At 67.9% G+C, this 24,784-nt stretch carries 25 protein-coding genes, 1 tRNA gene and 1 CRISPR repeat array; of the genes, 12 read left to right on the plus strand and 14 right to left on the minus strand.

The features are described 5' to 3' along the window. The first annotated feature begins 38 nt into the window (after nucleotides 1-38). Entirely contained in the window at nucleotides 39-617 is a 579-nt protein-coding gene (locus GYB83_RS11590; protein WP_161895673.1) for a hypothetical protein, read from the plus strand. Between the two features lie 166 nt (nucleotides 618-783). Further along, a complete protein-coding gene (gene groES, locus GYB83_RS11595; protein WP_161895674.1) occupies nucleotides 784-1,080 on the plus strand; it encodes a co-chaperone GroES in 297 nt (98 codons plus the stop codon). A gap of 98 nt (nucleotides 1,081-1,178) precedes the next feature. Here the strand turns inward: groES and GYB83_RS11600 are convergent, their stop codons facing one another. Further along, a complete protein-coding gene (locus tag GYB83_RS11600) occupies nucleotides 1,179-1,424 on the minus strand; it encodes a WhiB family transcriptional regulator (RefSeq protein WP_308469729.1) in 246 nt (81 codons plus the stop codon). Nucleotides 1,425-1,919: 495 nt separating this feature from the next. Here GYB83_RS11600 and GYB83_RS11605 point away from each other — a divergent pair, with 495 nt between their 5' ends. The 3 genes from GYB83_RS11605 to GYB83_RS11615 all read left to right on the plus strand — a co-directional run bounded on the left by GYB83_RS11605 (nucleotide 1,920) and on the right by GYB83_RS11615 (nucleotide 4,241). Next, entirely contained in the window at nucleotides 1,920-2,735 is an 816-nt protein-coding gene (locus GYB83_RS11605) for a hypothetical protein (protein ID WP_161895675.1), read from the plus strand. Nucleotides 2,736-2,856: 121 nt separating this feature from the next. Then, nucleotides 2,857-3,432, plus strand: a complete 576-nt coding sequence (locus GYB83_RS11610; RefSeq protein WP_161895676.1) for a sigma-70 family RNA polymerase sigma factor — start codon at nucleotides 2,857-2,859, stop codon at nucleotides 3,430-3,432. Continuing rightward, entirely contained in the window at nucleotides 3,429-4,241 is an 813-nt protein-coding gene (locus GYB83_RS11615) for an anti-sigma-D factor RsdA (RefSeq protein WP_161895677.1), read from the plus strand. Before GYB83_RS11610 ends, GYB83_RS11615 begins: the two co-directional genes overlap by 4 nt. Nucleotides 4,242-4,305: 64 nt before the next feature. Here the strand turns inward: GYB83_RS11615 and GYB83_RS11620 are convergent, their stop codons facing one another. Further along, complete coding sequence (locus GYB83_RS11620) at nucleotides 4,306-4,695, minus strand: DUF5319 domain-containing protein (protein ID WP_161895678.1); 390 nt, start codon at nucleotides 4,693-4,695, stop codon at nucleotides 4,306-4,308. Nucleotides 4,696-4,760: 65 nt separating this feature from the next. On the opposite strand from GYB83_RS11620, the gene guaB reads away from it, so the two are divergent. The 5 genes from guaB (at nucleotide 4,761) to GYB83_RS11645 (ending at nucleotide 10,049) form a co-directional block, all read left to right on the plus strand. Then, nucleotides 4,761-6,272 (plus strand): IMP dehydrogenase, encoded by a 1,512-nt coding sequence (guaB, locus tag GYB83_RS11625; RefSeq protein WP_161895679.1) that lies wholly within the window; start codon nucleotides 4,761-4,763, stop codon nucleotides 6,270-6,272. 30 nt (nucleotides 6,273-6,302) lie between these two features. Continuing rightward, complete coding sequence (locus GYB83_RS11630) at nucleotides 6,303-7,463, plus strand: GuaB3 family IMP dehydrogenase-related protein (protein WP_161895680.1); 1,161 nt, start codon at nucleotides 6,303-6,305, stop codon at nucleotides 7,461-7,463. 161 nt (nucleotides 7,464-7,624) lie between these two features. Then, on the plus strand, nucleotides 7,625-7,915 hold the full coding sequence (locus tag GYB83_RS11635) for a DUF4287 domain-containing protein (protein ID WP_161895681.1): 291 nt from the start codon (nucleotides 7,625-7,627) through the stop codon (nucleotides 7,913-7,915). Between the two features lie 50 nt (nucleotides 7,916-7,965). After that, entirely contained in the window at nucleotides 7,966-9,699 is a 1,734-nt protein-coding gene (locus GYB83_RS11640; RefSeq protein WP_161895682.1) for a GMC family oxidoreductase, read from the plus strand. Nucleotides 9,700-9,710: 11 nt separating this feature from the next. Continuing rightward, nucleotides 9,711-10,049, plus strand: coding sequence for a DUF1801 domain-containing protein (locus GYB83_RS11645; RefSeq protein WP_161895683.1), 339 nt, complete (start codon nucleotides 9,711-9,713; stop codon nucleotides 10,047-10,049). Nucleotides 10,050-10,193: 144 nt separating this feature from the next. On the opposite strand, the gene GYB83_RS11650 is transcribed toward GYB83_RS11645, so the two are convergent. The 10 genes from GYB83_RS11650 to GYB83_RS11695 all read right to left on the minus strand — a co-directional run bounded on the left by GYB83_RS11650 (nucleotide 10,194) and on the right by GYB83_RS11695 (nucleotide 19,096). After that, nucleotides 10,194-10,790, minus strand: a complete 597-nt coding sequence (locus GYB83_RS11650; RefSeq protein ID WP_161895684.1) for an energy-coupling factor transporter transmembrane component T family protein — start codon at nucleotides 10,788-10,790, stop codon at nucleotides 10,194-10,196. Then, on the minus strand, nucleotides 10,787-11,473 hold the full coding sequence (locus tag GYB83_RS11655) for an energy-coupling factor ABC transporter ATP-binding protein (protein ID WP_161895685.1): 687 nt from the start codon (nucleotides 11,471-11,473) through the stop codon (nucleotides 10,787-10,789). The genes GYB83_RS11650 and GYB83_RS11655 overlap by 4 nt, the downstream gene beginning before the upstream one ends. Beyond that, nucleotides 11,466-12,077 carry a biotin transporter BioY gene (locus GYB83_RS11660; protein ID WP_161895686.1) on the minus strand — a complete coding sequence of 204 codons (612 nt, stop codon included), beginning with the start codon at nucleotides 12,075-12,077 and terminating at the stop codon, nucleotides 11,466-11,468. The genes GYB83_RS11655 and GYB83_RS11660 overlap by 8 nt, the downstream gene beginning before the upstream one ends. Nucleotides 12,078-12,143: 66 nt before the next feature. After that, nucleotides 12,144-14,021: a DUF4139 domain-containing protein gene (locus tag GYB83_RS11665; RefSeq protein WP_161895687.1), complete on the minus strand. Its 1,878-nt coding sequence runs from the start codon at nucleotides 14,019-14,021 to the stop codon at nucleotides 12,144-12,146. A 102-nt stretch (nucleotides 14,022-14,123) separates the two neighbouring features. Further along, nucleotides 14,124-15,125, minus strand: coding sequence for an ABC transporter substrate-binding protein (locus GYB83_RS11670; protein WP_161895688.1), 1,002 nt, complete (start codon nucleotides 15,123-15,125; stop codon nucleotides 14,124-14,126). A 29-nt stretch (nucleotides 15,126-15,154) separates the two neighbouring features. After that, nucleotides 15,155-15,502 (minus strand): 4Fe-4S dicluster domain-containing protein, encoded by a 348-nt coding sequence (locus GYB83_RS11675; protein WP_161895689.1) that lies wholly within the window; start codon nucleotides 15,500-15,502, stop codon nucleotides 15,155-15,157. Further along, nucleotides 15,499-17,109, minus strand: a complete 1,611-nt coding sequence (locus GYB83_RS11680) for an FAD-dependent oxidoreductase (protein WP_161895690.1) — start codon at nucleotides 17,107-17,109, stop codon at nucleotides 15,499-15,501. Before GYB83_RS11680 ends, GYB83_RS11675 begins: the two co-directional genes overlap by 4 nt. Next, the gene (locus tag GYB83_RS11685) at nucleotides 17,106-17,864 is read right to left on the minus strand and encodes an ABC transporter ATP-binding protein (RefSeq protein WP_161895691.1); all 759 of its coding nucleotides are present in this window, start codon (nucleotides 17,862-17,864) and stop codon (nucleotides 17,106-17,108) included. Before GYB83_RS11685 ends, GYB83_RS11680 begins: the two co-directional genes overlap by 4 nt. Further along, entirely contained in the window at nucleotides 17,861-18,742 is an 882-nt protein-coding gene (locus tag GYB83_RS11690) for an ABC transporter permease (RefSeq protein ID WP_161895692.1), read from the minus strand. Before GYB83_RS11690 ends, GYB83_RS11685 begins: the two co-directional genes overlap by 4 nt. Nucleotides 18,743-18,886: 144 nt before the next feature. Beyond that, nucleotides 18,887-19,096, minus strand: coding sequence for a hypothetical protein (locus tag GYB83_RS11695; protein ID WP_161895693.1), 210 nt, complete (start codon nucleotides 19,094-19,096; stop codon nucleotides 18,887-18,889). A 121-nt stretch (nucleotides 19,097-19,217) separates the two neighbouring features. Between GYB83_RS11695 and GYB83_RS23605 the strand changes: the two genes are divergently transcribed. Together GYB83_RS23605 and GYB83_RS11700 are read left to right on the plus strand one after the other, a co-directional pair. Continuing rightward, nucleotides 19,218-19,403, plus strand: coding sequence for a hypothetical protein (locus GYB83_RS23605; RefSeq protein ID WP_228461799.1), 186 nt, complete (start codon nucleotides 19,218-19,220; stop codon nucleotides 19,401-19,403). Further along, nucleotides 19,400-20,566 carry a serine/threonine-protein kinase gene (locus tag GYB83_RS11700; protein WP_267130326.1) on the plus strand — a complete coding sequence of 389 codons (1,167 nt, stop codon included), beginning with the start codon at nucleotides 19,400-19,402 and terminating at the stop codon, nucleotides 20,564-20,566. The genes GYB83_RS23605 and GYB83_RS11700 overlap by 4 nt, the downstream gene beginning before the upstream one ends. A gap of 19 nt (nucleotides 20,567-20,585) precedes the next feature. Here GYB83_RS11700 and GYB83_RS11705 read toward each other — a convergent pair whose 3' ends face one another. Both GYB83_RS11705 and GYB83_RS11710 read right to left on the minus strand, forming a co-directional pair. Then, a complete protein-coding gene (locus GYB83_RS11705; protein ID WP_161895694.1) occupies nucleotides 20,586-22,691 on the minus strand; it encodes a GmrSD restriction endonuclease domain-containing protein in 2,106 nt (701 codons plus the stop codon). 67 nt (nucleotides 22,692-22,758) lie between these two features. Further along, nucleotides 22,759-22,840, minus strand: a tRNA-Tyr gene (locus tag GYB83_RS11710). A gap of 222 nt (nucleotides 22,841-23,062) precedes the next feature. Next, a CRISPR array of direct repeats spans nucleotides 23,063-24,678; the repeat unit is 29 nt; unit sequence GGGACCATCCCCGCTCGCGCGGGGAGCAC. The last annotated feature ends 106 nt before the right edge of the window (nucleotides 24,679-24,784 follow it).

A 24,784-nucleotide genomic window follows, 5' to 3' on the forward strand; every position in this document is an offset into this window, starting at 1 on the left:
CGGCCGACCATCGACCGCGCACGTCGGAAGGACACCTCATGTCACGGTCATCGATGTCGCTGCGGCGGTTGTTCGTCGTCGCGGCCGCTCTCGTCCTCTCGGTCTGCGGGGTAGCCGCGACCGCACCGCCCGTCCAGGCAGCACCGCTGTTGCCGCGGATCAGCAACATCTGGGGTGCGTACAGATTCCGCATGCCGGTGAACCCGAAGCTCTTCGCGCCGTCGTACTGGTTCGAGGCGTGGATGCCGGGGTCGTGGGACCCGCAGGCCTACGAGTCTCACGGATACGGCGGCCGGGTCCGGGTCGGACTGCAGTTGATCAGCGAATACAGCCCCGACCCCTACTACGATGCGGGTGGTCAGGGCCCGACAGTCGACGTCGCCGGGCAGTCTCCGCTGCGGAAGTGGGTCCTCGCGCGGAACGACGCACGGAGTGTCGCGGTCAAGGTGTACGCCCAGCACGGCATCCGCTACCGGTACGGCGACGGGTGGTCCGACATCTGGTACCCGGGATGCACTCTCAAGGTCTGGGGCAAGCTGGTCGATCACCGAGATCCGTCCCCGGCGGCGTCGGCGAAACTCACCGACTACGCGTGGTGCTACGGCTACTTCTATTGAGCCGTGAGCGAAACTCCCGCCCGGCCTTGATGACTTAGCACTCGGGTGCGTAGAGTGCTAGGTGGCTCTGGTGCATCGTCCACGGCACCCGCGACGACGCGGACGTGTGCACCCTTACAAAGAGCCGCGAACGTTATTCGGTAACACGAACAGAAGGAATGACATCGTGGCGAGCGTGAACATCAAGCCGCTTGAGGACAAGATCCTCGTTCAGGCCGTAGAGGCCGAGACCACCACCGCATCCGGTCTGGTCATCCCGGACTCGGCCAAGGAGAAGCCCTCCGAGGGCAAGGTCATCGCAGTCGGACCGGGCCGCGTCACCGAGGCAGGCAACCGCGTGCCCGTCGACGTCGCCGAGGGCGACGTCGTCATCTACAGCAAGTACGGCGGCACCGAGGTCAAGTACGCCGGTCAGGACTACCTGATCCTCTCGGCGCGCGACATCCTCGCAGTGGTCGGCTGATACGGCCCCACAACGCACCGAACGCCCCGACCGTCACGGTCGGGGCGTTCGTCGTTTCGGTGGAGCCGACGTCGGCCCGCCAAGGCCGCGCGAAGCGACTAGGAGACACGCCCCAGGCGGCGCGGTGAGCGGCGGCGCATCAGATTGCGCTCCGACTCGGTCATCCCGCCCCAGATGCCGTACGGCTCGTCGACGTCGAGGGCGTGTGCGCGGCACTGCGCGAGGACGGGGCATTCGGCGCAGACCTGCTTGGCGCGGCGTTCACGTTGCGTGCGGGCTTGGCCGCGTTCACCCTCGGGGTGGAAGAAGACGGCCGAGTCGAGCCCGCGGCACGAACCCTTCATCTGCCAATCCCAGAAATCGGAATTCGGCCCGGGCAGTCGGTCGAGCGTGGTGATCAATCTTCTCTCCCTGGGGTGTTTTCCCTCGACGCTTTCTGCATCTGTCAGCAACGGTAGGACGTCTATGAAAAGTGAGTCAAACGCCGATTCGCACGGTTTTCGACGGGCCGACTCGCGCTTTCGGTGAACAGTCGGTGGATCACCCATGCCGAGCGCAACTTCGCGACGCGAGCGGCGCAGATCACAATTTGTGACAGCGAGAAGAGTTGTGACCTGCGGGTATGTGGGTCGGAGGTGGAAGGGGTGCCCGTGGTCGGTAGTCTCTGGCAAGCGCATGTGCGGGACCTTCGAGTGAGTGGAAGGTGAATTACACGCGAATACCGGGTTTCGAGAACGGGAATCTATCCATCGAGACGTCACCCGTTGTTACATGAAGTTAATTCTCACGCGGGGCGAATACATTCGCCGTGCGCACAACTCGTGAAGAAAGGCGGATCGATGCGGCAGACGGCACGCGAGTGGACGCTCGAGGCGTTCGGCGTCGACGATCTCGGCGACCAGGCTCCGCCGGGAGTCGACCGGTGGGTGCGGGCCGTGGCGCTCGGCGCTCGGGGACGCGCCGCGGCCGCGCGGACGGTGCTCGCCGACATCGACGGGCATTCGCCGATCCTGACGAGTCTCGCGTCGTGCGCTCGCGCGTCCCTGGTGCGGCAGTCGGGCAGGCATGCGCTCGCTCGCGCGGGGGACGGGCGCGCCTGCCTCGCGGTGTCGGGCGGACCGCGGGACGTGTGGGCGCGGGCCGCATGGCTCGACGCTCTGATCGGGCTCGCCGCCGACAATCTCGGCGTGGGCGCGTTCGCCGCGTCGAACGCGCTGTTGACGCGGGTCGGCGCCGAACTGGACGCGATCGGCCCCGACCGCGATGTGAGTTGGGTCACGATCCCGCGCGTCCGACTGCGACACGCGTGGGTTCGCACCGAACACGCCCTGTACTCGGGCGACACGCCCGCATCGATCGATTGGGGGACACGGGCGACACACCTCGCCGATGACGCCCCTTCGCCGCGTCACCGGATCAAGACCGACCTGATCACGGCTGCGTCCGACGCGGCGGGCGGCCGCGTCGACGCCGCGGTGCGGCGGGCGCACGACGTCGAAAACCGTTGTCGAGAAAGAGGATTGCTTCCGTTGCAGTGGGCGGCCGCGACCATGCTCGCCGGGATCGACGCGTCCGACGTCCGCGCGCAGGTCAGGGCCGACGAGGCGCTGGCGGCGATGTCGTCGCTCGGCATGTCGTTCGCGACGGGCGCATGAACGCCCCGCCCCGGTCGATACAGTGGACCGGTGAATCTCCGACGCAGCGGCGTTTTGTCGCACCCGACGCCTCGGAGGACCTTTCTTTGCCAACCCGTAACACTTCGAGACTCGACGGACGATGAAACTGACAGGTGATGCGTTGGGCCAAGCGGTCCAAGCGGCCGCTCAAGGCGACCGCGATGCGCTGAGCTCAGTCCTCGAGAGTGTGCGGGAACCAGTCCTGCGGTACTGCCGAGGGCGGATGGGTGCCGGCGAACGGCACCTGTTCTCCGCAGACGATGTGGCTCAGGAGGTGCTGATGGCCGTGATGACCGCGTTGCCCCGGTATCAAGACCAGGGCCGCCCGTTCATGGCGTTCGTCTACGGCATCGCCTCGCACAAGGTCGCCGATGCGATGCGTTCGGCGTCTCGCATCAAGGCCGACCCGGTCGACGAGCTCCCGGAGACCGTGGACTTCGCCAACGGTCCCGAACAGTCGGCTCTCGACGCCGATGCGGGCAGGCAGATGCGACTGCTCCTGGAACAACTGCCGGAGAAGCAGCGAGAGATCCTGGTCCTTCGCCTCGTCGTCGGACTGTCGGCCGAGGAGACAGCCGACATGGTCGACTCCAGCCCCGGCGCGGTCCGGGTGGCGCAGCATCGTGCGCTGTCGAAACTCAAGAAACTAGTGAATCAGGGAGGTGGGCGTCGATGAGCAGCTGGCGGGAACGTGACACCGACTCCGGCCCCATCGATGTGAGCGCGGTCAGCCACGACGACGGGTTCATCGACGACCTCGCGGCGGGACGCCCCACCGCGGTCGCCGACGAGACCGAGTACGACCTGGCTGTGATGATCACCGCGTGGCGGATGGACGCGTTGAACGATCCCATCCCCGCGGAGCCGACGCTCGAGCAGATCAACGACGCGATGAAGGTCCGCGAGGGCCGTGGCTCGCTGTCGCGTCGCCTGCGGATCGTGTCCGGTGCGGCCGCGATCCTCGCGGTGCTCGGCGCGGGCCTCATGGTCATGTCCGAAGGCGCCGAGCCGGGCGACCCGCTGTGGGCCGTCAAGCAGGTCGTGTTCTCCGAGCAGGCCGAACAGACGCAGGCGCGCGTCAACGTCGAAGACAGCCTGAGCGCCGCCGAGGACGCCTTCCGCGCGGGCGACGAGCAGAAGGCCCGCGACCTGATCAGCCGCGCCGAGTCCGAGCTCGGTCCGGTCGGCGACGCCGATATGATCGCCAAGCTCCGCCACCGGATCGACGACCTGCGCGTCGATGTGCCGGACCTGCCCGAGGTGACGCTGCCGACGGCGGTGCCGACCAAGCCGAAGCCCGTCGACCCGACCGGCACGGAAGACCCGACCACCGAGCCGTCCGACCCGACGAACCCGGACGACACCACGACGAGCACCCCGTCGAAGTCGCCGTCGAGCTCGTCGAAGTCGTCGTCGAAGGTGCCCTCGTCGCCCGCGGGCATGACGAGCTTCCCCTCGTACACGTTCACGATCCCCATCGGCTGACGCCGGAGGAGACGAGAGAGGCCACCGCAGTCGCGGTGGCCTCTCTCATCGTATGCGCGTCGCGTCAGATGCGCGGTTCGTTGTATCGGAACACGGCGTCGGCGTAACCGCGGCAGTAGTCCCAGGTCACGTAGTCCTCGGGGTGCGGGTCGACGGCCGGTTCGTGCGGCCGGATGGTCCCGTCGGCGAGCAGCTGCCGGAGGTTGGCGCGCAGCATGTCCCAGTCGTGGTAATGATCGTCGTTGCAGTCCTCGCACACGACGACCAGTCCCAGTACGCCGCGCGGCGCAAGCAGACGTTCGTACACGTCGAGATCGGCGAGGTCCTCTTCGACCGCGAGCCGTTCACCGTCGTCCAGCGGGATGCCCGGATCGAGTCCCTCGAGCGCCGCCGCGGGATCGCTCGGGTCGTCCGCGAAGGGGTCCGGCGGAAGTCCGGGAAATTGGTCATGCACACTCCCACCGTAGCCGATCACCGGGCGGAAACTCGTGCGCGTCGGATACTCGGTACGATGGCGTAATGACGCACGTTCTCACTGGTGGCGATGTTCCTGGCAAAGTCGCGATGCTCGGCCTGACTTTCGACGACGTTCTGCTGCTTCCGGCGGCGTCGGACGTGGTTCCGAACGCGGTGGACGTCTCGTCGCAGCTGACCCGCGAGATCTCCCTGCGAGTGCCGCTGGTGTCGTCGGCGATGGACACGGTCACCGAGTCGCGGATGGCGATCGCGATGGCCCGCGCGGGCGGCATGGGCGTGCTGCACCGCAACCTGTCGATCGACGATCAGGCCGCGTCGGTCGAGACGGTGAAGCGCTCCGAGGCCGGCATGGTCACCAACCCCGTGACCTGTCTGCCCACCGACACCCTCGCCGATGTCGACGCCAAGTGCGCCCGCTACCGGATCTCGGGACTGCCTGTCGTCAACGAGAACGGCGACCTCGTCGGCATCATCACGAACCGCGACATGCGATTCGAGGTGGATCAGCAGCGGCGCGTCGCCGACGTCATGACGAAGGCTCCGCTGATCACCGCGGAGGAGGGCGTGTCGGCCGAGGCCGCGCTCGGTCTCCTGCGTCGCCACAAGATCGAGAAGCTCCCGATCGTCGACGGGAACGGTCGTCTGACCGGGCTGATCACGGTGAAGGACTTCGTCAAGACCGAGAAGCACCCGAACGCGACCAAGGACGCCGACGGTCGCCTCCTCGTGGGCGCGGCGGTCGGTGCGGGCGACGAGGCGTGGGAGCGCGCGATGGCGCTCACCGACGCGGGAGTCGACGTCCTCGTCGTCGACTCCGCGCACGGCCACTCGGTCGGCGTCCTCGACATGATCGGCAAGCTCAAGGCGGAGATCGGCGACCGCGTCCAACTGATCGGCGGCAACGTCGCCACCCGTGGCGGAGCGCAGGCCCTCATCGACGCGGGCGCGGACGCCGTCAAGGTCGGTGTCGGCCCCGGCTCCATCTGCACGACCCGCGTCGTCGCGGGCGTCGGCGCACCCCAGATCACGGCGATCCTCGAGGCGACCGCCGCCGCGAAGGCCGCGGGCGTCCCCGTCATCGCCGACGGCGGCCTCCAGTACTCGGGCGACGTCGCCAAGGCTCTCGCCGCGGGCGCGTCCACCGCCATGCTCGGCTCGCTTCTCGCGGGCACCGCCGAGTCGCCGGGCGAACTGATCCTCGTCAACGGCAAGCAGTTCAAGAGCTACCGCGGCATGGGCTCGCTCGGTGCGATGCAGGGCCGAGGCCAGGGCAAGTCGTACTCGAAGGACCGCTACTTCCAGGACGACGTCCTCGCCGAAGACAAGCTCGTCCCCGAAGGCATCGAGGGCCGGGTCCCGTTCCGGGGCCCGCTGAACCAGGTGATCCACCAGCTCACCGGTGGTCTGCGCGCGGCGATGGGCTACACCGGTGCGCACACGATCGCCGAGCTGCAGGAGGCGCAGTTCGTCCAGATCACCGCGGCCGGACTCAAAGAGTCGCATCCGCACGACATCACCCTCACGGCCGAAGCGCCGAACTACTACACCCGCTGACCGCGGTTACCCCGAAGAAAGGGCGCAACGTTGCGTGACCTCGTCGAATTCGGCATGGGCCGGACAGCTCGTCGGACGTACGAACTGGAAGACATCTCGATCGTCCCGTCCCGGCGGACACGGTCGTCCAAGGACGTGTCGACGTCCTGGCAGATCGACGCCTACCGGTTCGGCGCGCCCATCCTGAACCACCCGACCGATGCGCTCGGCTCGCCCGAGGCGGCGATCGAGATGGGTCGTCTCGGTGCGCTCGGCGTCCTCGACGGCGAGGGCCTGTGGGCGCGTCACGAGAACGTCGAAGAGAAGATCGCCGAACTCGTCGACATCGCCGAGAACGACGCCGACCCGGCCGCAGCCGTCCGTCACCTGCAGAAGCTGCACGCGGCGCCGATCGATCTCGACCTGCTGTCGGCCGCGGTGCGCCGCGTCCGCGAGGCGGGCGTGACGACCGCGGTCCGCGTGAGCCCGCAGCATGCCGCCGAGCTCGCGTCCACCGTGATCGGGGCGGGCGCGGAGATCCTCGTCGTCCACGGCACGATCATCTCCGCGGAGCACGTCGTCATGGTGAACCGCGGGGACGAGGTGGTCGCCGAACCGCTCAACCTGAAGACGTTCATCTCCGACCTCGACATCCCGGTGATCGCGGGCGGCGTCCACGATCACCGCACCGCGCTGCACCTCATGCGGACAGGCGCCGCGGGCGTCATCGTCGGCTACGGCTCCACCGAGGGCGCGACGACGACGGGTGAGGTTCTCGGCATCGGCGTTCCGATGGCGACGGCCATCGCCGACGCCGCGGCCGCCCGACGCGACTACCTCGACGAGACCGGCGGACGGTACGTCCACGTGATCGCCGACGGCGACATCCACACCTCGGGCGATCTCGCCAAGGCCATCGCCTGCGGCGCGGACGCCGCCGTTCTCGGCACGCCGCTCGCCGCGGCCTCGTCGGCGCCCGGCAAGGGCTGGTACTGGCCGTCGGCCGCGGCTCACCCGGACACCCCGCGCGGCGCCCTGCTGCAGGTGGCCGAGGAGTCGGACCGCTCGTCGCTCGACGTCGTCCTCAACGGCCCGTCCGACGACCCGGACGGTCTCCTCAACTTCGTCGGCGGCCTCCGCCGTTCGATGGCGAAGGCCGGATACTCCGACCTCAAGGAGTTCCAGAAGGTGGGACTGTCTGTCCGAGGCTGATTCTCACGTTCTTCTGCTCGTTCTACCGTCCTGCTCGTTGAGCCGGATCCGGAGCGATAGCGGAGGAACCGTGTCGAAACGACTTTCGCCGACACCGATCAGTTTCGGCGCTGGGGTTGGTCTACACCTGTGAACGCACACCGACCCCAGGAGAAACCATCATGTCCTTCCAGGCGTACCTCGACGCAGTCGAGACCAAGACCGGACTCACCCCGCGGCAGCTGATCGAGAAGGCCGCGGAGCAGGGATTCGGCCCCGGGACCAAGGCTGGCCCGATCCTCGAATGGTTGAAGAACGACTACGAACTGGGTCGTGGGCACGGGATGGCGCTGGTCCACGTGATCACCAAGGGGCCGTCGATCAGCGCCAAGCATGTGGGGACCACCGGTTCGCACAGCGACGCGTCGGACATGCTGTGGCTCGACGGCGCCGCATCCAACCCGCTCGGGTAAGGCTGCACTTACTATCGGGAATGTCACAATGATCATTAGTATGTTCGCTTATGGAGCAGCAGACTGACTTCGACGTCCTCATCATCGGCTCGGGCTTCGGCGGAAGCGTCAGCGCATTGCGCCTTGTCGAGAAGGGGTACAAGGTCGGCGTCATCGAGGCCGGCCGCCGCTTCGAGGACGACCAGTTCGCGAAGACGAGTTGGCGTCTCAACAAGTTCGTATGGGCGCCGAAGTTCGGTCTGATGGGCATCCAGCGCGTCCACGTCCTCAAGGACGTCATGATCCTCGCCGGGGCCGGCGTCGGCGGCGGTTCGCTGAACTACGCGAACACGCTGTACAAGCCGCCGACGCCGTTCTTCACGGACCCCCAGTGGAACCACATCACCGATTGGGAGGCCGAGCTCACGCCGCACTACGAGCAGGCTCGTCGCATGCTCGGTGTGGTCACCAACCCGACGTTCACGAACTCCGACAAGGTGATGAAGGAGATCGCCGAGGAGATGGGTGCGGCGGACACGTTCACGTCCACTCCGGTCGGCGTGTTCTTCGGCGCGAAGACCGGCGGCGAAGGCGCACCCGGCGAGAAGGTCGCCGACCCGTACTTCGGCGGTGCGGGCCCGGAGCGGACGGCCTGCACCGAGTGCGGCGCGTGCATGACGGGCTGCCGCGTCGGAGCCAAGAACACTCTCCTCAAGAACTATCTCGGTCTCGCCGAGCGGAACGGGGCGACGATCGTCGACTGCACCACCGTCGACCGTCTCGAGCAGCAGTCGGACGGTTCGTGGATCGTGTCGACGCACGGCTCGTCGTCGTGGGGTCCGTTCGGCGCGCGGCGTCGTCAGTTCACGGCCGGTCAGGTGATCGTCGCCGCGGGCACGTTCAACACGCAGAAGATCATGCACAAGGCCAAGGGATCGACGCTGCCGAAGGTCTCGGATGCGATGGGTGTCCTGACGCGCACCAACTCGGAAGCCATCCTCGGTGCGCAGGCCAAGGTCGTCGACGAGGCCAACAACTATTCGGAGGGAGTGGCGATCACGTCGTCGTTCCACCCGACGTCGAACACGCACATCGAGCCCGTGCGTTACGGCAAGGGCAGCAATGCGATGGGTCTGCTGCAGACGGCGCTCACCGACGGCGGCAGCATCGCGAATCGGTTCGGGCAGTTGCTGAAGCAGATCGCGAAGAACCCGCTGCTGCTGGTCCGCCTGTTGATGGTCCGCAAGTGGAGTGAGCGCACCGTCATCGCGCTCGTCATGCAGAACAACAACAACTCGCTGACGACGTTCGTCCGCAAGCGCGGTCCGCTCAAGTACATCACCACCAAGCAGGGCATCGGCGAGCCGAACCCGACGTGGATCCCCGAGGGCAACGAGGCGACCCGCCGCATGGCCGACAAGATGTCCGGCGGCATCGCGGGCGGAACATGGGGCGACATCGCGAACATGCCGATGACCGCCCACTACCTCGGCGGATGTGTGATCTCCGACGATCCGGCGAAGGGCGTCATCGACCCGTACCACCGGGTGTGGAACTACCCGACGCTGCACATCACCGACGGCGCCGCGATCACCGCGAACCTCGGTGTGAATCCGTCGCTGTCGATCTCGGCTCAGGCCGAACGGGCGATCTCGCTGTGGCCCAACAAGGGCGACGCCGACACGCGTCCCGAGCAGGGTGCCGTGTACGAGCGTTTGTCGCCGGTCGCGCCGGTGAGCCCGGTTGTTCCGGCGAGCGCGCCCGGAGCGCTGCGCCTGTCGATCACCCCAGTCACGAAAGACTAGAGTCGGTCGCTATGAGCGACTGGCGGGAAGACCGCGTCCAGCACATCCGTGACCTGATCACCAAGGCCGAACCCGACGTCGTCGAAGAGGCCAAGTGGCGCAAGGCGTCGAACCCCGACGGCGTGCCCACGTTCTCCGCCGACGGACTGGTCTGCACCGTCGAGACCTACAAGGCGAAGGTGAAGGTGACGTTCGCCAAGGGCGCATCGCTGCCCGACCCGACCGGCGTGTTCAACGCCAGCATGGACGCGGGCACCCGCCGCGCCGTCGACTTCGAAGAGTCCGACGTGATCGACGACGACGCCTTCGTCGCGTTGATTCAGGCTGCGGTGTCGCTCAACCGGTCCTGACCCTGACGCGGCCGACCTCCTCGGTGATCGAGCCGACGCCGAGCCGCTAGGCGAGGAGTCGTGTCGAGATCCCACCAACTGCCAGGTCGAGCGCGCGCTGCGGAAGGATCGGGGCACGTCAACGGCCGACGATTCATCGGGAGACTAGTCCAGCCCGCGGGCGGCGAGGGTGTCGGCGAAGCCGTCGGCGGTGTTGAGGGTTGCGAGGATCGCGGGGGCGAAGAGGATCCGGGGGCCGGGGCGCAGGCCTCGGGCACGGCGGGCCTCGTCCACCTGGGTGAACACTTCGGCGATCAGCGGGATGCTGCGGATGGTCAAAGCGAAGGCCATCGCTATGAGGTCGGTGCGGACGCCGAATCGGGCGAGCGGCGACAACGCCCGGTTGAGGGCGGCGAGGATGTCGGCGGTCCGCGTCGTCAGGGTGACGACAGCGGCCAGGCAGACCGATGCGAGCAGGATCGAGCAGACGACGGCCGCGCGCTGCCAGTCACTGAGCATCCACTGGAGAGCGAACAGTAGGGCGACCATCCAGGTCGCGCCGCGGATCTGGGCCCACACCAGGCGGGGCGGCACCCACGCGAGCAGGAACGTGGCGACCGCCGACCCGACCGCCACGGCGGCCCCCACCGGAGTGCGGACCACAAGGGACATCGTGATGACCGCGGCCGCGAGCGCCACGAACTTGACGCCGGCGGGCAGCCGGTGGAGGAGCGACGAGCCGGGAACGTAGACGCCGATCACGACATCGACTTCCGGTAGTACGTGAGGGCCGAGGACGGCTCGTCGTCGGCGATCACTCGTCCGCCGTCGATGACGAGGATGCGGTCGTAGTCGGCGACGAAGTCGAGATCGTGCGAGAGGACCACGAGCTGCTCGTCGAGCCCGGCGAAGACATCACGCAGCATGAGTGAGTTGCGCAGGTCGAGCATGGTGGTCGGCTCGTCGGCCACCAGGATCGATGGGCCCAGTACCATCACCGACGCGAGCGCGAGCAGTTGCTTCTGGCCGCCAGACAACTGATGCGCAGGCTGGTCGGCGTGACCGTCCAGCCCGAAGCCGGAGAGCACCGACAGCGCTCTTGTGTGCCGTTCGGTTCTGTCCTTCACCGTCCGCGACAGGGACAGTTCGATGTCCTCGGCGACAGTCGGCATGATGATCTGCCGGTCCGGGTCGCTGAAGATGAACCCGACGTCGCGCCGCACCTTCCGCTTGTTCTTGCGGACGTCGAGCCCGTTCACGGTCACGGTCCCCGTGTCGGGCATGATCAGGCCGTTGATCATGCGGGCCAACGTCGACTTGCCCGAACCGTTCGCCCCGACGATCCCGATCCTGCGCTCGGTCAGGTCGAGGTCTATTCCGTCGAGGACGCGGCGGTCGCCGAACGAGTGTCCGACGCCGTCGAAGACGATAGTCGTGTCAGACATTCTTCGTGCGGCGCAGGGGAGCGACGAGCCCCGGCCGCCCGCGGTGCACGGGAGCGGCGATCAGCGCGGCGACCGTGGCCTTGATCGCGTCACCGATGAGGTACGGCGTGTTGAGCCCGATGAGATGTGCGAGGTCGAAGTCGGTCCGAAGCATCTGGTACGCGATACCGAAGATGTACACGACGATCGCGCCTGCGAGGAAGTTGGCGACGATTCCGATCACGATGTTGTAGCGCGGCATCATCCAGGCGGTGACCAGGCCGATCAGCAGGGCAGCGGGCAGGAATCCGATGAAGTAGCCGCCCGTCGGGGAATTCAGCGACACGAGGCCGGTGCGTCCGCCGGACAGGATGGGGAGTCCTGCGATGGCGAGGATCATGAATATCGCTACCGCGAGGGTGCCCTTCTTCGGTCCGAGGACGGCTCCTGCGAGCATGACGCCCATCGACTGCAGCGTGATCGGGACACCCGACGCGAGATTGATCTGGCCCGGCAGGCCGAGCACCGCGATGAGCGCGGCGAACACGGCCGCCTGGGCGAGGTCGGGCAGCGTCAGCGCCCACGGGCGGGAGGCGGGCGATGCGCTCTTGGAGAGGTTGGTCACGTGGTCATCGTATTCGGGAGCACAATCACGTTCGGCACCAGCCCTGTACGACGTACAGGAAGTGGCCTATGTCGTGGTCGCATCGGCGAGCGCGGAGTCGGCCGCTGCGCGTTCGGCGGCCGCGTCCGCCGTGGTCGCAGCGACGGCGGCGTCGATCTCGTCGGTCCGCTGCTGGAGCGCGACGAGTCTCGCGACGGCGGATTCGCGGACCCGCCCCTCGGAGCCTTCGTTGCGGAGGACGTCCAACTGTTTCGTGAGGCGATCCTGTTCGGCGATGTTGTGGTCGTATTCGCTCCGAAGGTCGTCGACGACGGCATCGAGTTCGGCTGCCTTGTCGTGATGCCGGAGGACGGCCTGCAGCGCGTCGAAAGTGGCGCGATCGAGGACGCTGCGGGCGAGCCAGTCGGCTAGTGCCTGATGGCGGATGTCCGTGTACGACGTCCACCGTTCGGCGACTCGGTATTCGCCCGCGGTCACGTCGGCACGAGAGTGAGCGGGCACGTCGATGCGGTACCTGCGGTACACGTCGGTCTCCTCGTAGGCCGATATGTACTCGTCAGCGGTCATCGCTGTCGTCTGATCGGTGATCGGGAGTTCGACGATCACCTCGCGGTCGGCGTCGCCCTTGTTGACGATCGCGATCGTGGTCGCCGTCTCGGACCGCACTTCTTGGAGGAGTGCGCCGTCGCCGATGCGGACGCGGGTGGTGACCGACGAGTGCCGGGGCATGCTGCGACAGGTGATCGCCGGGTCCTTCCCGAAGGCGAGTCGTACGCCTGCCCCTCGCGCGGTGAACGGCATCATCGCTTCGCCCGCGTAGCTGTTCTCGTCGTAGACGACGACGGGTCCGGCTTCGAGGACGGCGTCGGTACTGTTGTCGAACGCCGCAACGATGTCGGGTTCGGGGGACGACCCCGGGCGCCAGAAGCGTTCGCGACGCGCCCCGGTCAGACGCGCCGTGACGAGGGGAACCATCGACGCCATGCCTCGTTTCAGGCTGACCGCGCCGCGGACCCGGTACTCGAACTGTTCGCCGACCTCGGCCGCTTCCGCGGACCGGCCGTCGAACACCGCGCCGAGCGATCGGGTCTTCGGCGCCGCGCCGGTGGGAGCCGACATCGCGGCGGGTACGGCCTCGACACCGAACGACTGATAGATCGGTGGGGGACCGGTTTCGTAGTCGACGTCGTCGACCGTCGCGCGCGCGACGCGGCGGTCGCGGTACAGATCGATCTCGAACGACGACGGTCGCCCGGTGGTGAGGGTGAGGTCGATGCCGTCGAGGTCTTCGTCGATCGGGTTGTGGACGATGCCCACGGCGACGAGGTCGATGGCGTCGCCATCGCATATCAGGCGGTACGACACCCGCCACACCGGCGCCTGAACGATGTACGAGACGGCAACGTCGTGCGACGGGCCCGACAGCGCGACGGTGACGGTCCGGGTGTCGCCCGCGGTCGCCGCGCGTGACCGGTCGACGAGATAGGAGATGTCGTCACCGGTCTGGTCGTCGGCGAATCGGACTCCGGTGACCCCGGCGAGATCGACCAGCTCCACGCGACCGGACGTCCACAGCACCAGCTGACGGCGGTCGTTGTCCTCCTGCACTCCGATCACCTCGCCCGACGTGGAACCCGCTCCGGTGAACGCCTCGACCGTGCGACCCCGTGCGACGCGCAGCAGGCCGATCAGTGCGTCGCCCGTCGGCAGCGACAAGTTGCGGCGTTCCAGATCGTCGTCCGGGTCGGACGGAGCCGCGTAGTCGAGCGACTCGACAGTCACCGCACCATCGACGATACCCACCGCGAGCGACTTCAAGACGTCGTTCATCTCCGACGCGCGGAACGTCAGGTCGAACGATCCCTCCGTCGCGCCGCGCCGTTCCAGGTACGCGATGCCGTGCTTGAACAAGACCAGGCGGGTCACCTCGGGGCGAGTAGTCATAGTGCGCAGAGTATCGGCGACCTCCGACAATGTCGTCGAACCCGCCGCACGAAACCCCGGACCGCGAGGTGCGCGGTCCGGGGCTCGGCTGCCGGTCGACGTTCACTTCTGCAGGTAGAACCATCCGTCCAGGTCGAAGTCGGAGGCGACGCTGCCGTTGTCGACGAGGAACTTCTTCGTTCCGGTGATCAGCGCGACCGCGGCGGCCGGGAACGGTTCGGCCGCGAGCGTGTCGGGGTTCGCGGCCGCGCGGATCAGATCGGGCGACGCTTTCGAGTTGGCGATCTCGAAGTCGACGTACGCGTTCCAGTCGGCCTTCACCGCGGTCACAGACTCGCCGTACAGCTTCTGCCAGGCAGAGCCGAACGTCGCGAACTTGGACAGGAACGCGTCGGTCGACACGGTCACGCTCGTGCCGGCCAGGGTCGGATGATTCCGGTACGCAGAGTCGACGAGATGGAAGCCCTTCGCCTCGAACGCCTGCAACTGGACCGAGGGGAACACGCCGGGCAGTGCCGCACCCGCGATGGCTCCGGTCTGCAGTGGGCCCTCCTGATCGGCGGGGAGCAGGTGGACGATCTCCGCATCGATGTTCTCGGCTTTCAGCGCACCCCGAAGGTAACGGTCGATGTACGACCCCTTGGGCGCGCCGATCTTCTTGCCCGCCAAGTCTTTCAGCGTCTTGATCGACGGGTCCTTAGCGACGACGCCCGCGTCCATGTTGAACTCGGTGAAGTTGAGCAGACGTGTCGACAGTCCGCTGCCGCGAGCGACGAGCGCGGGAGTGTCGCCGTAGTTGGCGACGTCGAGGCGCCCGGCGATGAGCGCCTGATTCAGGTCGGGGCCGTTCGGGAACGCGGTGACCTCGATGTCGTCGACGCCGAGCGGCTTGAGCGCCTTGAGCAGGTCGCCGCGTTGATTCGCATAGCCGATGGGGCCGGTCAGTGTGTTCGACGAACCGATCACGCCGATCCGGAGGGTGCCGATCGAATCGCGCTCGGCGTCGGCGTTGCTGCTGCACGCCGCCGCGAGGAGGGTGAGGGACGCGGTGAGGAGGACTGCGACGAGTGCGGGGAGCCGTCGTCGACGGGGAATGGTGGTCATGACTGCTTTCGTGAGGGTGACGGGGACGGTCAGGTGTGGGTGCGGACGCGCTCGGGCGGCGCGCCGTGAGGGAGCTCGGGTCCGACGGCCAGGACGCTGCCGGGAGTGCGGCCCTTGCCCCAGCCGAGTTTCGCGCGGTAGCTGCCGACGAGGTCGTCGACGTCGCGCACCTCCGAATCCGGCAGCGGGCTCGACGACGGGCTGACGTAGAGGGCGTCGGTGGGGCAGTACGCTTCGCACATGAAGCACGTCTGGCAGTCGGACTGGCGGGCGATCACCGGCACGCCCGACTCGGTGGAGTCGAAGACGTTGGTGGGGCACGCGGCGACGCACTTGTCGCACCCGATGCAGGCGTCGGCGATGACGAGTTCGATCATGCGACCACCTGATCCGCGCCTGCCCACGGGTCGCGGGACGCGGTCGGCAGGACCGGCGCCGCGCGGACCGCGACGTCCGACAGTCCGCTCGACAGCAGGTGGGAGTGCTGGGCCGGGTCGATGGACGGGAAGTCGTCGCGTTTGCTCATGCCGCGCGACTCGGTCCGCGCCAACGCCGACGTGTAGATGAGCCTGCCGACGGCGGTGATCGCCGCGGCTTCGCGCGCCCGCAGGCGCCCGCCGACGTCGGACGCCCCGAAGTCGGATGCGGTGAGCTGCGACCACACGTCCTCCAGGCCGCTCAACGCCGCGGTCAGGCGGTCGCCGCTGCGCAGGAAGTTCTTCTCGAACGGCACCAGTTCGTCCTGCGCGGCGCGCACGACGTCGGCAGGCGTCAGCGCGTCGCTGTGGCCGAGGCCGACGCGGCCCGCCCCGGAGAGTCGGTCGGCGTCGGGACGGCCCGCGGAGAGGGCGTCGTCGGCGGCTCCGGTGCCGGCGAAGACGCCGGACGACATGGCCCACGCGGCGTTGTGGCTGCCGCCGCCGGTGAACCCGCCGCAGATGCGTTCGCGGGTGGCGGCGTCGCCCGCCGCGTACAGGCCGTCGACGCCGGTCCAGCAGCGGTCGTCCACCAGATTGATGCCGCCGGTCCCGCGGACGGTGCCCTCGGCGAGCAGGTCGATCTCGAAGCGCTGGGTGAACGGGTCGATGCCGCGGCGGTCGAACTGGAGGAAGAAGTTCGGCTGACCGCGTCGCATCTGCGCGGCGACGACGTCGTCGGCCCGGTCGAGCTGCGCGTACACCTTCTCGTGCAGGAGCGTCTGCGCGATCACCGACCGGCCCTTCGTCGAGCCCGCACCGTCGATCTCGCGTCCGTCCGCGTGGTAGAACGACGCGTACTGGTAGTAGGCGGTCTTGGTGATCGTCGCGCCCTTGGGGACGATGCCGTACGCGTTGCCGAACTCCATGCCCGAGAATTCGGCGCCCACTTCGGCGGCCATCAGCGCGCCGTCGCCGGTGTCGACGTTGGTGCCGAGCGCCCGCGACAGGAAGGCGCAGCCGCCGGTCGCGAGGACCGTCGTCGCAGCGGTGATCCGGTAGTCGCGCCCCTCCTGACGTTGGCGTCCGGCGGCACCGGACACGCGCCCGTCGGCGTCGACGAGCAGTTCCAGGGCCGGGGAGTGGTCGAGGATCGTGACGCCGCGCCGCTGGATCCAGGCGCGCATGCGGCGCATGTACTCGGGGCCCTGCACTCCGGTGCGGACCTCGCGGCCGGCGTCGTCGAGCGGGAACGGGTAGCGGCCCTCGGTGGAGAGCCGCGCCATGTTCGCGTAGGTCTGGTCGAGGACGCGGTCCATCCAGTCGTGGTCGGCGAGGTTGCCGCCGAGCTTCTCGCGGCTGGCCTTCGCGGCGGCGCGGGCTTCGGGGTCGGGCGAGACGTACCAGACGCCGGTGCCCGACGGGGCCGTCGCGCCGGACGTTCCGCAGTAGCCCTTGTCGATGAGGACGACGTCGGCGCCGCGATCGCGGGCCGCGATGGCCGCCCAGGTGGCGGCCGGTCCGCCGCCGACGACGAGGACGTCGGTGGACAGGTTGAGGGTGGTCATTCCGAGCCTTCCGATTCGGGAGTGGGGGAGGTGACGTCGACGCCGAGCGCGGCGAGGAGTCGACGTCGGATCGCGACGAAGTCGGGGGCGGTGACGTCGCGGGGTCGAGGGAGGTCGATGGTGATCTGTTCGGCGATGGAACCGTCGCGGATGACGAGCGCCCGGTCGGCGAGCAGGACGGCCTCTTCGACGTCGTGGGTGACGAGCAGGGTGGTCGGCCGGTGCCGCTGCCACAGGGTCTCGACGAGCTTCTGCGCGTTGATCCTCGTCAGCGCGTCGAGGGCGCCGAACGGTTCGTCGAGCAGGAGCAGGTCGGGTTCGCGGACGAGTGCCCTGGCGAGGGCGACCCGCTGCGACTCGCCACCGGAGAGAGTGCGCGGCCAGGCGTCGGCCTTGTCGGCCAGGCCCACCTCGGTCAATGCCCGCAGCGCGCGGTCCTTCGGGGCGTCGTCGCGGACACCTAGGGCGACGTTCCGCCAGACCGGCAGCCACGGGAGCACGCGGTGTTCCTGGAACGCGACGGCCAGCGACTCCGGTGCGGTGAGGTATCCGCTGTAGTCGTCGTCGAGGCCGCCGAGCGCACGCAGCAGGGTCGACTTCCCCGAGCCGCTGGCGCCGAGCAATGCGGTGAAACCGCCTGGCTCGATGTCGAACGTGACGCCGCGGAGGACTCGTCGCCCGTCGAACTCGCGACCGAAGTCGAGCACGTGGACACCGCGTCCTGCCAAGTCGGCGGGGTGATCGGTGACGGTCATCGGCCCTCGAATCCGTTGCGCCAGCGCAGGGACCGCTTCTCGGCGAGGCGGACGGCGGCATCGGTGATCAGGCCGAGGATCGCGTAGATGACCAGGACGAGGAAGATCTGGTCGACGCGCAGGTACTCCTTCGCGTCGTTCATCAGGAAGCCGAGTCCGACGGTGGTCGCCTGCATCTCGGCCACCACCAGCACCATCCAGCCGATGCCGAGCGCTTGGCGCAGTCCGACGAACGTCTGCGGCAGCGCGCCCGGGAACAGCACGAAGCGGATCGACTCCCAGCGGGTGAGTTTGAGGGTCTCCGCGGCTTCGACGAGTTTGCGGTCGACACTGCGGACGCCCGCGAACACGTTGATGTACATCGGGAAGATCGGTGCGACGGCGATCAGGATGATCTTGAACTCGTCGCCGATTCCGAACCAGATGATGAACACCGGAACCAGGGCCACCGTCGGCATCATGCGCAAGACCTGAACAGGGGCGTTGACCAGGTCTTCGCCGATCTGGAACAGACCGGCGAACAGGCCGAGGACGGCGCCTATGCCGATGCCGATCGCCAGTCCGATCGCCACGCGCTGCGTCGACGCCGCGAAGTGCTGCCAGATCTCGCCGGTCCGCACGAGCGCCCATCCGGCGTCGAGCACTTCGGTGGGCGACGGCGTCGTCGGGCCGAGCCACGACCGCGCGCCGAGCTGCCAGATCAGCAGGATCAGGATCAGGCCCGCGGACCGACGGAGGCGAGTGACCGCCTGCTTGGTCGCGGTGCTCCGAAGTCGGGTGCGAAGGGACTGTCGTGGGGGCGCCGTCGTGGTCTCGGCGAGCGGGGGAGGACCGCCCGACGCGACCTGCGTCCGATCGTGATCGAGTTGAATGACCATGTGCTGCTTCCAATTCCGGGGCTGTGTAGCGAGAGACGTTAAGTCCCTCGCGCCGGCGTCGGGAGCCTTGGAAGCAGCGTGAGTCGAAGTCGGGTAGATCGGTTCAGAAGACCCGAATTGCGTTCACCATGAGCGGATTGGGTGCTACTCGAGGTCGGTGAACTGCGCGAGGAACGCCGCTCGGCGCTTGTCGATCGACCGTTCGCGCAGACTGATCAGCAGGTTCACGGTCTGCAGTGCGATGCAGACACCGAGCAGGACCTTGAACGCGATCGACGCCTCCGTCAGGAATGCGCCGAGGAACAGCGCCAGATTGATGCCGAGGAGGACGCCGCTCGTCGTTGTTCGATTCATGTCAGGCAGCAGATCACGGCAGTACGACCTCTCCGCTCGGCGGAAACGGTTGTGTCGTCCGTTCGTAGTCATGCCGCTGGGCGGGTCGCGGTGTCGCGTGCGGCACTGGGAGACTCGACTGGTGGAGTTCACGGAGTTCGCCGGATACCGCGTCATTCGCCGGCTCGGCGCGGGTGGGATGGGCCAGGTGTTCCTGGTGGAGCATCCGCGGTTGCCGCGCCAGGACGCGCTGAAGCTGCTGGACGCCGGGGTGTCGCGGATTTCGCCGCCCGATTCCGGCGCGAGGCCGACCTGCTCGCGCAGTTGAGCCACCCGAACATCGTCACGCTGTTCGACCGCGGCGAGGTGGACGACCAGCTGTGGATCACGATGGAGTACGTCGACGGCACCGACGCTGGCGCGCTGGTGAGCGACGGTCCGCTCGAGTGCGACCTGGCTCTCGATCTCGTCGGCGGGGCGGGTGCCGCGCTCGACTACGCCTGGCGCAAGCAGGGGATCACCCACCGTGACGTGAAGCCGACGAACATCCTCGTCGGCGTTGACGAGGGTCGGGTCGAGTCGGTGAAGCTCGCCGACTTCGGCATCGCGAAGGCAGTCGGCGAGGCGACGTCGTTGACGTCCACCGGCATGACCGTCGGGACGATGCAGTACGTGTCACCGGAGGCCATCGAGGGGCGGGACCTCGACAATCGCGCCGACGTCTACTCGCTCGGGTGCACCGCGTTTCACCTGCTGACCGGGCGGCCGCCGTTCGACGGTGGTTCGCTCACCGCACTCCTGTCCGCGCACCTCACCCAGGCCCCGCCGTCGGTCGGATCCGTCGCCCCGCATCTGCCCGCCGGGTTGGACGCGGTCTTCGCGATGGCCCTCGCCAAAGACCCTGTGAACAGGTTCGGTTCGTGCGGCGAGTTCGTCAGTGCCCTGCGTGGTGTGGTGGCGGGGCCGCCGTTCGCCCACACGGTGGCCGCGGTGCCGGTTGTGGCAGAACCCAAGCGATTCACCCGCGTCCTGGCGATCACCGCTGCCGTGCTCGCAGTGCTGCTGGTCGCCGGGATAGGAGCCGGGGTGTACCTGCTCCGTGACGACGACAAGGCTGCGCCGGTGGCGGTGAGCACGTCGACGGCGACCGTGGTCCCGACGGTCACGATTACGTCGACCCCGACGGAGACGACCGTCACGCCCGTGGAGACGTACACGCCGGAGGAGACCGTCGATCTGACGACTGCCGCTCCCGAGCCGTATGAGGGGATGCCGTGCAACTACTCCGAGTTCGGGCAGGAGAACGCGTCCGGCACGCTGTACTGCAGTGCGATGGACGGCGCTTGGCGCGACAAGACTCACCAGAGCCGACCCGCGGTCGAACAAGGCTCCGCGTGCTCGGAGCCGGGTGCACGTGCGCGAGTCGCTGGCACTGACGGACTCGCGACGTGCAGCGCTGACTCGTCGGGCGGGTACTCCTGGCAGTTCTGACCTCGAGATTCGCCGCGGGTCAGCGCGTCGGCGCGGCCTCGAGGAACTCCGACCGCACATCGGCGAGTCGGCGCCCGTCGGCGACGGCCCAAAAGTACCAACCGTTGGTGGCGGTGTTCCGGAAGTGTCGACTCGCGCCCGACGGCGACGTGAAGAAATGGCCGTTGATCTCGAGGCCGCCGCGGGTCACGGTGGCCGTCGCGTCGGGGTGGTCGCGGTGCGTGGCGTGTAGGACGTCGCCTTCGGCGAGGAACGTCGCCTCGACCAGATGCTTGACCATCACCCAGTCTTGGGCCTTGGTCTGCGGGTCCGCGACCTCGCCGACGTGACCGTCGGGCACCGGCCAGACGCGGAGGATCGCCGAGATCATCTCGTCGGTGCGCTGGTCGATGAGGTCCTCATTCCACTCGGACTCCTGCGTGAGTTCGATGAGTCGGCCGGTGAGCTTGATCGTGTTGTGTCGCAGGAGGGCATCTCGTTTGGCCGCCCATGCGCCATTCGACACTTTGCTGTTCAGAGACGTCGTCAGCAGGGTGAGATTGCCGAGCCGGTGCACGTGCTCTTGGCGGTCCGCCTCGTCGGCCTCGGCGACCGGCCAGGTGTCGCGCCACTTCTGGGGAAGGATGTGTTCGATCGGGAGTTTGGTGCGTTCGACTTGCGGCTGGCGAGTCTCGGAGCGCAGGTCGTTCTCAATCGCTTCGAGGATCGCCCGCAGTCGGGCGCGCGAGTATCGGCGGTACGCGAGTTCGGTGGTCAGTGCGGCGCGGACTTCGGCGTCGCCGGGCCAGTAGGTACTCGTCACCTTCAGACGGGCGAGGTGGTTGGTGACTCGGTGAACCAATTCGTCCACGGGGGTCGTCTGATGGAGCCGGATGCTGTCGGCGACGACCCTGCCGAGGTCTGAGCTCGACAGGCGCAGCAGTTGTCGCCGCTGCACCCAGCTCTCGAAGGTACCGATCACGCCGTCGATGACGTCGCCCGGCAGCACGCGAATCGGGTCGTGCAGCCAGATCAGGACAGGTTTGAGGAGCTCGGAGGTGTTCGCGGCCATGCGGTACACAGCCATGCACGTCCGATCGAGCGAGCCCTCCACGTCGGCGGCCTTGGTGGTCCATGATTCGTACAGGTCGGCTTGCGTCTTGATGATCGGCAGGAGGTCGACGACGCGCATCGCCGGGTCGTGCTCGACGTATGCCTTGAACCGGGTGAACGTCGACTGCGGGCTCACGTCTTCCCCCAAGCGCGCCGACAGCCACTGGTTGAGGAACAGCGAACTGCGGCTCACCAAGTACCGGCCGACGCTGACTTCCTTCGCCCAGAACCTGGTCTCGAACGGCCAGACGTCGTCGTAGGTCCGCTTAGCGTCGCCGCCCTCGGCTTCGATCCGCTGGAACACGAAGTTCCGGACCAGGTCGGCCGCGGTGAGCGGAGTACCGCGCGCATTGAGCGTCTCGAAGATCTCCTGGGAGTTCTCGGCCGCCGTCAGTTCGATCGTGACCAACTGCAGTTGCGCCTGCAGCACGGTCGCGAGTGCTTCGGCTCGGTCGATGAACGCGTCGGTGTCGGCGTCACCGAGCCATTGCGTCACCTCTGTCGTGAAGTAGCGGTGCGCTTTGACGATCTGCGAGTCCGGATCGGTGGCAGCGGCGTAGTCGACGGGTGGTTCCGCGTCCATCACGTCGTCGAACGCAGTGCGATCGGTGTTCAAGTGGCGCAGCTTGAGCCGGCTCTCCCCGTCGGGGACATAGTCCGCAGAGTTGTGCGTCAGCGACTCGAGGCGCCGTGCGAATCGATCGGTGCCGGGTCGCATGATGACAGCGCCGACCGAGTCCATCATGATCTGCAGAGTCGTCAGGCGTTGCTGGCCGTCGATGACGTTCCACGTGGGCATGGTGTCGATGCGGGCCTCGCTGGCCTGCAGAACGACGGCACCGAGGAAGTGCTGGATCTCCCGCGACGGGTCAGTGATGCGGAGTTCGGCAACGCGTCGCACGTCTTTCCACAGCGGCTCCCACTGTTCGTCCTCCTTCCACACGTACGCGCGCTGGAACAGCGGAATCACGAAGTGCTGAGGCTGATTGAACAATTGCTGAGGCGTGCGCTTGTGGGTCTCCACGATGGACATGCTGCCACGAAGGTCGGACGGACGGTTGGTCCGAGCGCCCTCGCTATCGGGACTGCATCGACAATGGTGGTGGGAGTGGCAGGGATCGAACCTGCCATGCTTTCGCGCCGGATTTACAGTCCGGGTGACGCACCAGCGTCGTCACTCCCTAAACGAGTTGATTGCGGCGACGTTCCGCTCGCTCGGTCGGCCTAGTGGTTCACCTCCAGAACGGAAGTGTGAAGGCCGTCGTGGACTAGGTTAGGAGACCCGCATATTGGTCTCAATGGGTTTTACGGGTGAGTTCCGACCGCGACACCCCGACTGCGGCCTCGCTGGCGGCAGGTTTTCGCCCTGCGACGGCCGGTGCCGGACGACTAGTCCCAGGTAGAGGGGTCATCCCCGCTCGCGCGGGGAGCACACGGGCGCAAATGGCGAGGGTACGCCGGGTGTGGGACCATCCCCGCTCGCGCGGGGAGCACATGTCGATCCGGTCTCAGCTTCTTAGCCACCGGGGACCATCCCCGCTCGCGCGGGGAGCACTCGAAGTCGTCGGTGCAAGCCGTATAGCGGCTGGGGACCATCCCCGCTCGCGCGGGGAGCACGCAATCCCGATGAAGTACTGATGCTTCCCCGGCGGACCATCCCCGCTCGCGCGGGGAGCACCGGCCACCTCATTCGATGTCGATGCGGACGTGGGGACCATCCCCGCTCGCGCGGGGAGCACGTGGTGCTGGATGGCGGTTTGACCGGCCAGCACGGACCATCCCCGCTCGCGCGGGGAGCACCGCAGGCGACGGCAGTCGGACACGGCGCAAGTGGGACCATCCCCGCTCGCGCGGGGAGCACAGCTGATGGGCGGTTGTGAGCCGGTCCGGTTCGGGACCATCCCCGCTCGCGCGGGGAGCACAACGGATTCATCGATACGAGACGGCAAGCGTGGGGACCATCCCCGCTCGCGCGGGGAGCACGCCTTCCACGACGTCGCCGTCGGCGCGAGCTTGGGACCATCCCCGCTCGCGCGGGGAGCACGTAGACGCCGCTAAGGCAGCTCTTCAGCCCGAGGGACCATCCCCGCTCGCGCGGGGAGCACGGGCCGAGTCGGGTCACGAACTCGGCGGACTTGGGACCATCCCCGCTCGCGCGGGGAGCACACGTCGTCGTGCTCAATGAATCGGTCGTCCGCGGGACCATCCCCGCTCGCGCGGGGAGCACCATTCGTGACACGCGTCAAGCGGTCAGTGGATGGGACCATCCCCGCTCGCGCGGGGAGCACGACGTCCTCGAGACGCGGGCCGTGGTCCGCGAGGGACCATCCCCGCTCGCGCGGGGAGCACTACGTCACCGTGCAGACCGAATACGGCACGGAGGGACCATCCCCGCTCGCGCGGGGAGCACCTCCTCGGGACGGGCGGAACGACGCTCGCAGCGGGACCATCCCCGCTCGCGCGGGGAGCACCAGATCGTGGACCTGCAGGATTCGGCGCAGGAGGGACCATCCCCGCTCGCGCGGGGAGCACTCGCCGAGCCAGGCGTCGATCGCGGTGTCGTCGGGACCATCCCCGCTCGCGCGGGGAGCACGTCGTCGACCCGGTGGTGTATCCGCCGGGCCAGGGACCATCCCCGCTCGCGCGGGGAGCACGCCCCGTCCCAGATGTAGAGCAGCCCGTCGGCGGGACCATCCCCGCTCGCGCGGGGAGCACCCCGCCCACGCGGCGAGCGCGCCAGGGCTGTCGGGACCATCCCCGCTCGCGCGGGGAGCACGTCGGCCGTCGCGGACGATGCGCCAGTCGCCGGGGACCATCCCCGCTCGCGCGGGGAGCACTTCGCGTCGCGACCCGACCCGTGGAACCCTGCGGGACCATCCCCGCTCGCGCGGGGAGCACGCAGTGAGAACGGTCGGCGCGGTCGGATACGTGGGACCATCCCCGCTCGCGCGGGGAGCACATGAGGACGGTGTCGACGTCGTCGTGGGCGGTGGGACCATCCCCGCTCGCGCGGGGAGCACACTTCTTGACCTGGGACGTTACTCGGCAGTCTTCTGTTTCAGAATGACTTTGCACAAGCGCAGTAGGCAGGTCCGTCGAACTCGCCGTACTGATCATGCCTGAGCT

The organism is Gordonia spumicola (genome assembly GCF_009932475.1).
GTDB classification, from domain to species: domain Bacteria; phylum Actinomycetota; class Actinomycetes; order Mycobacteriales; family Mycobacteriaceae; genus Gordonia; species Gordonia spumicola.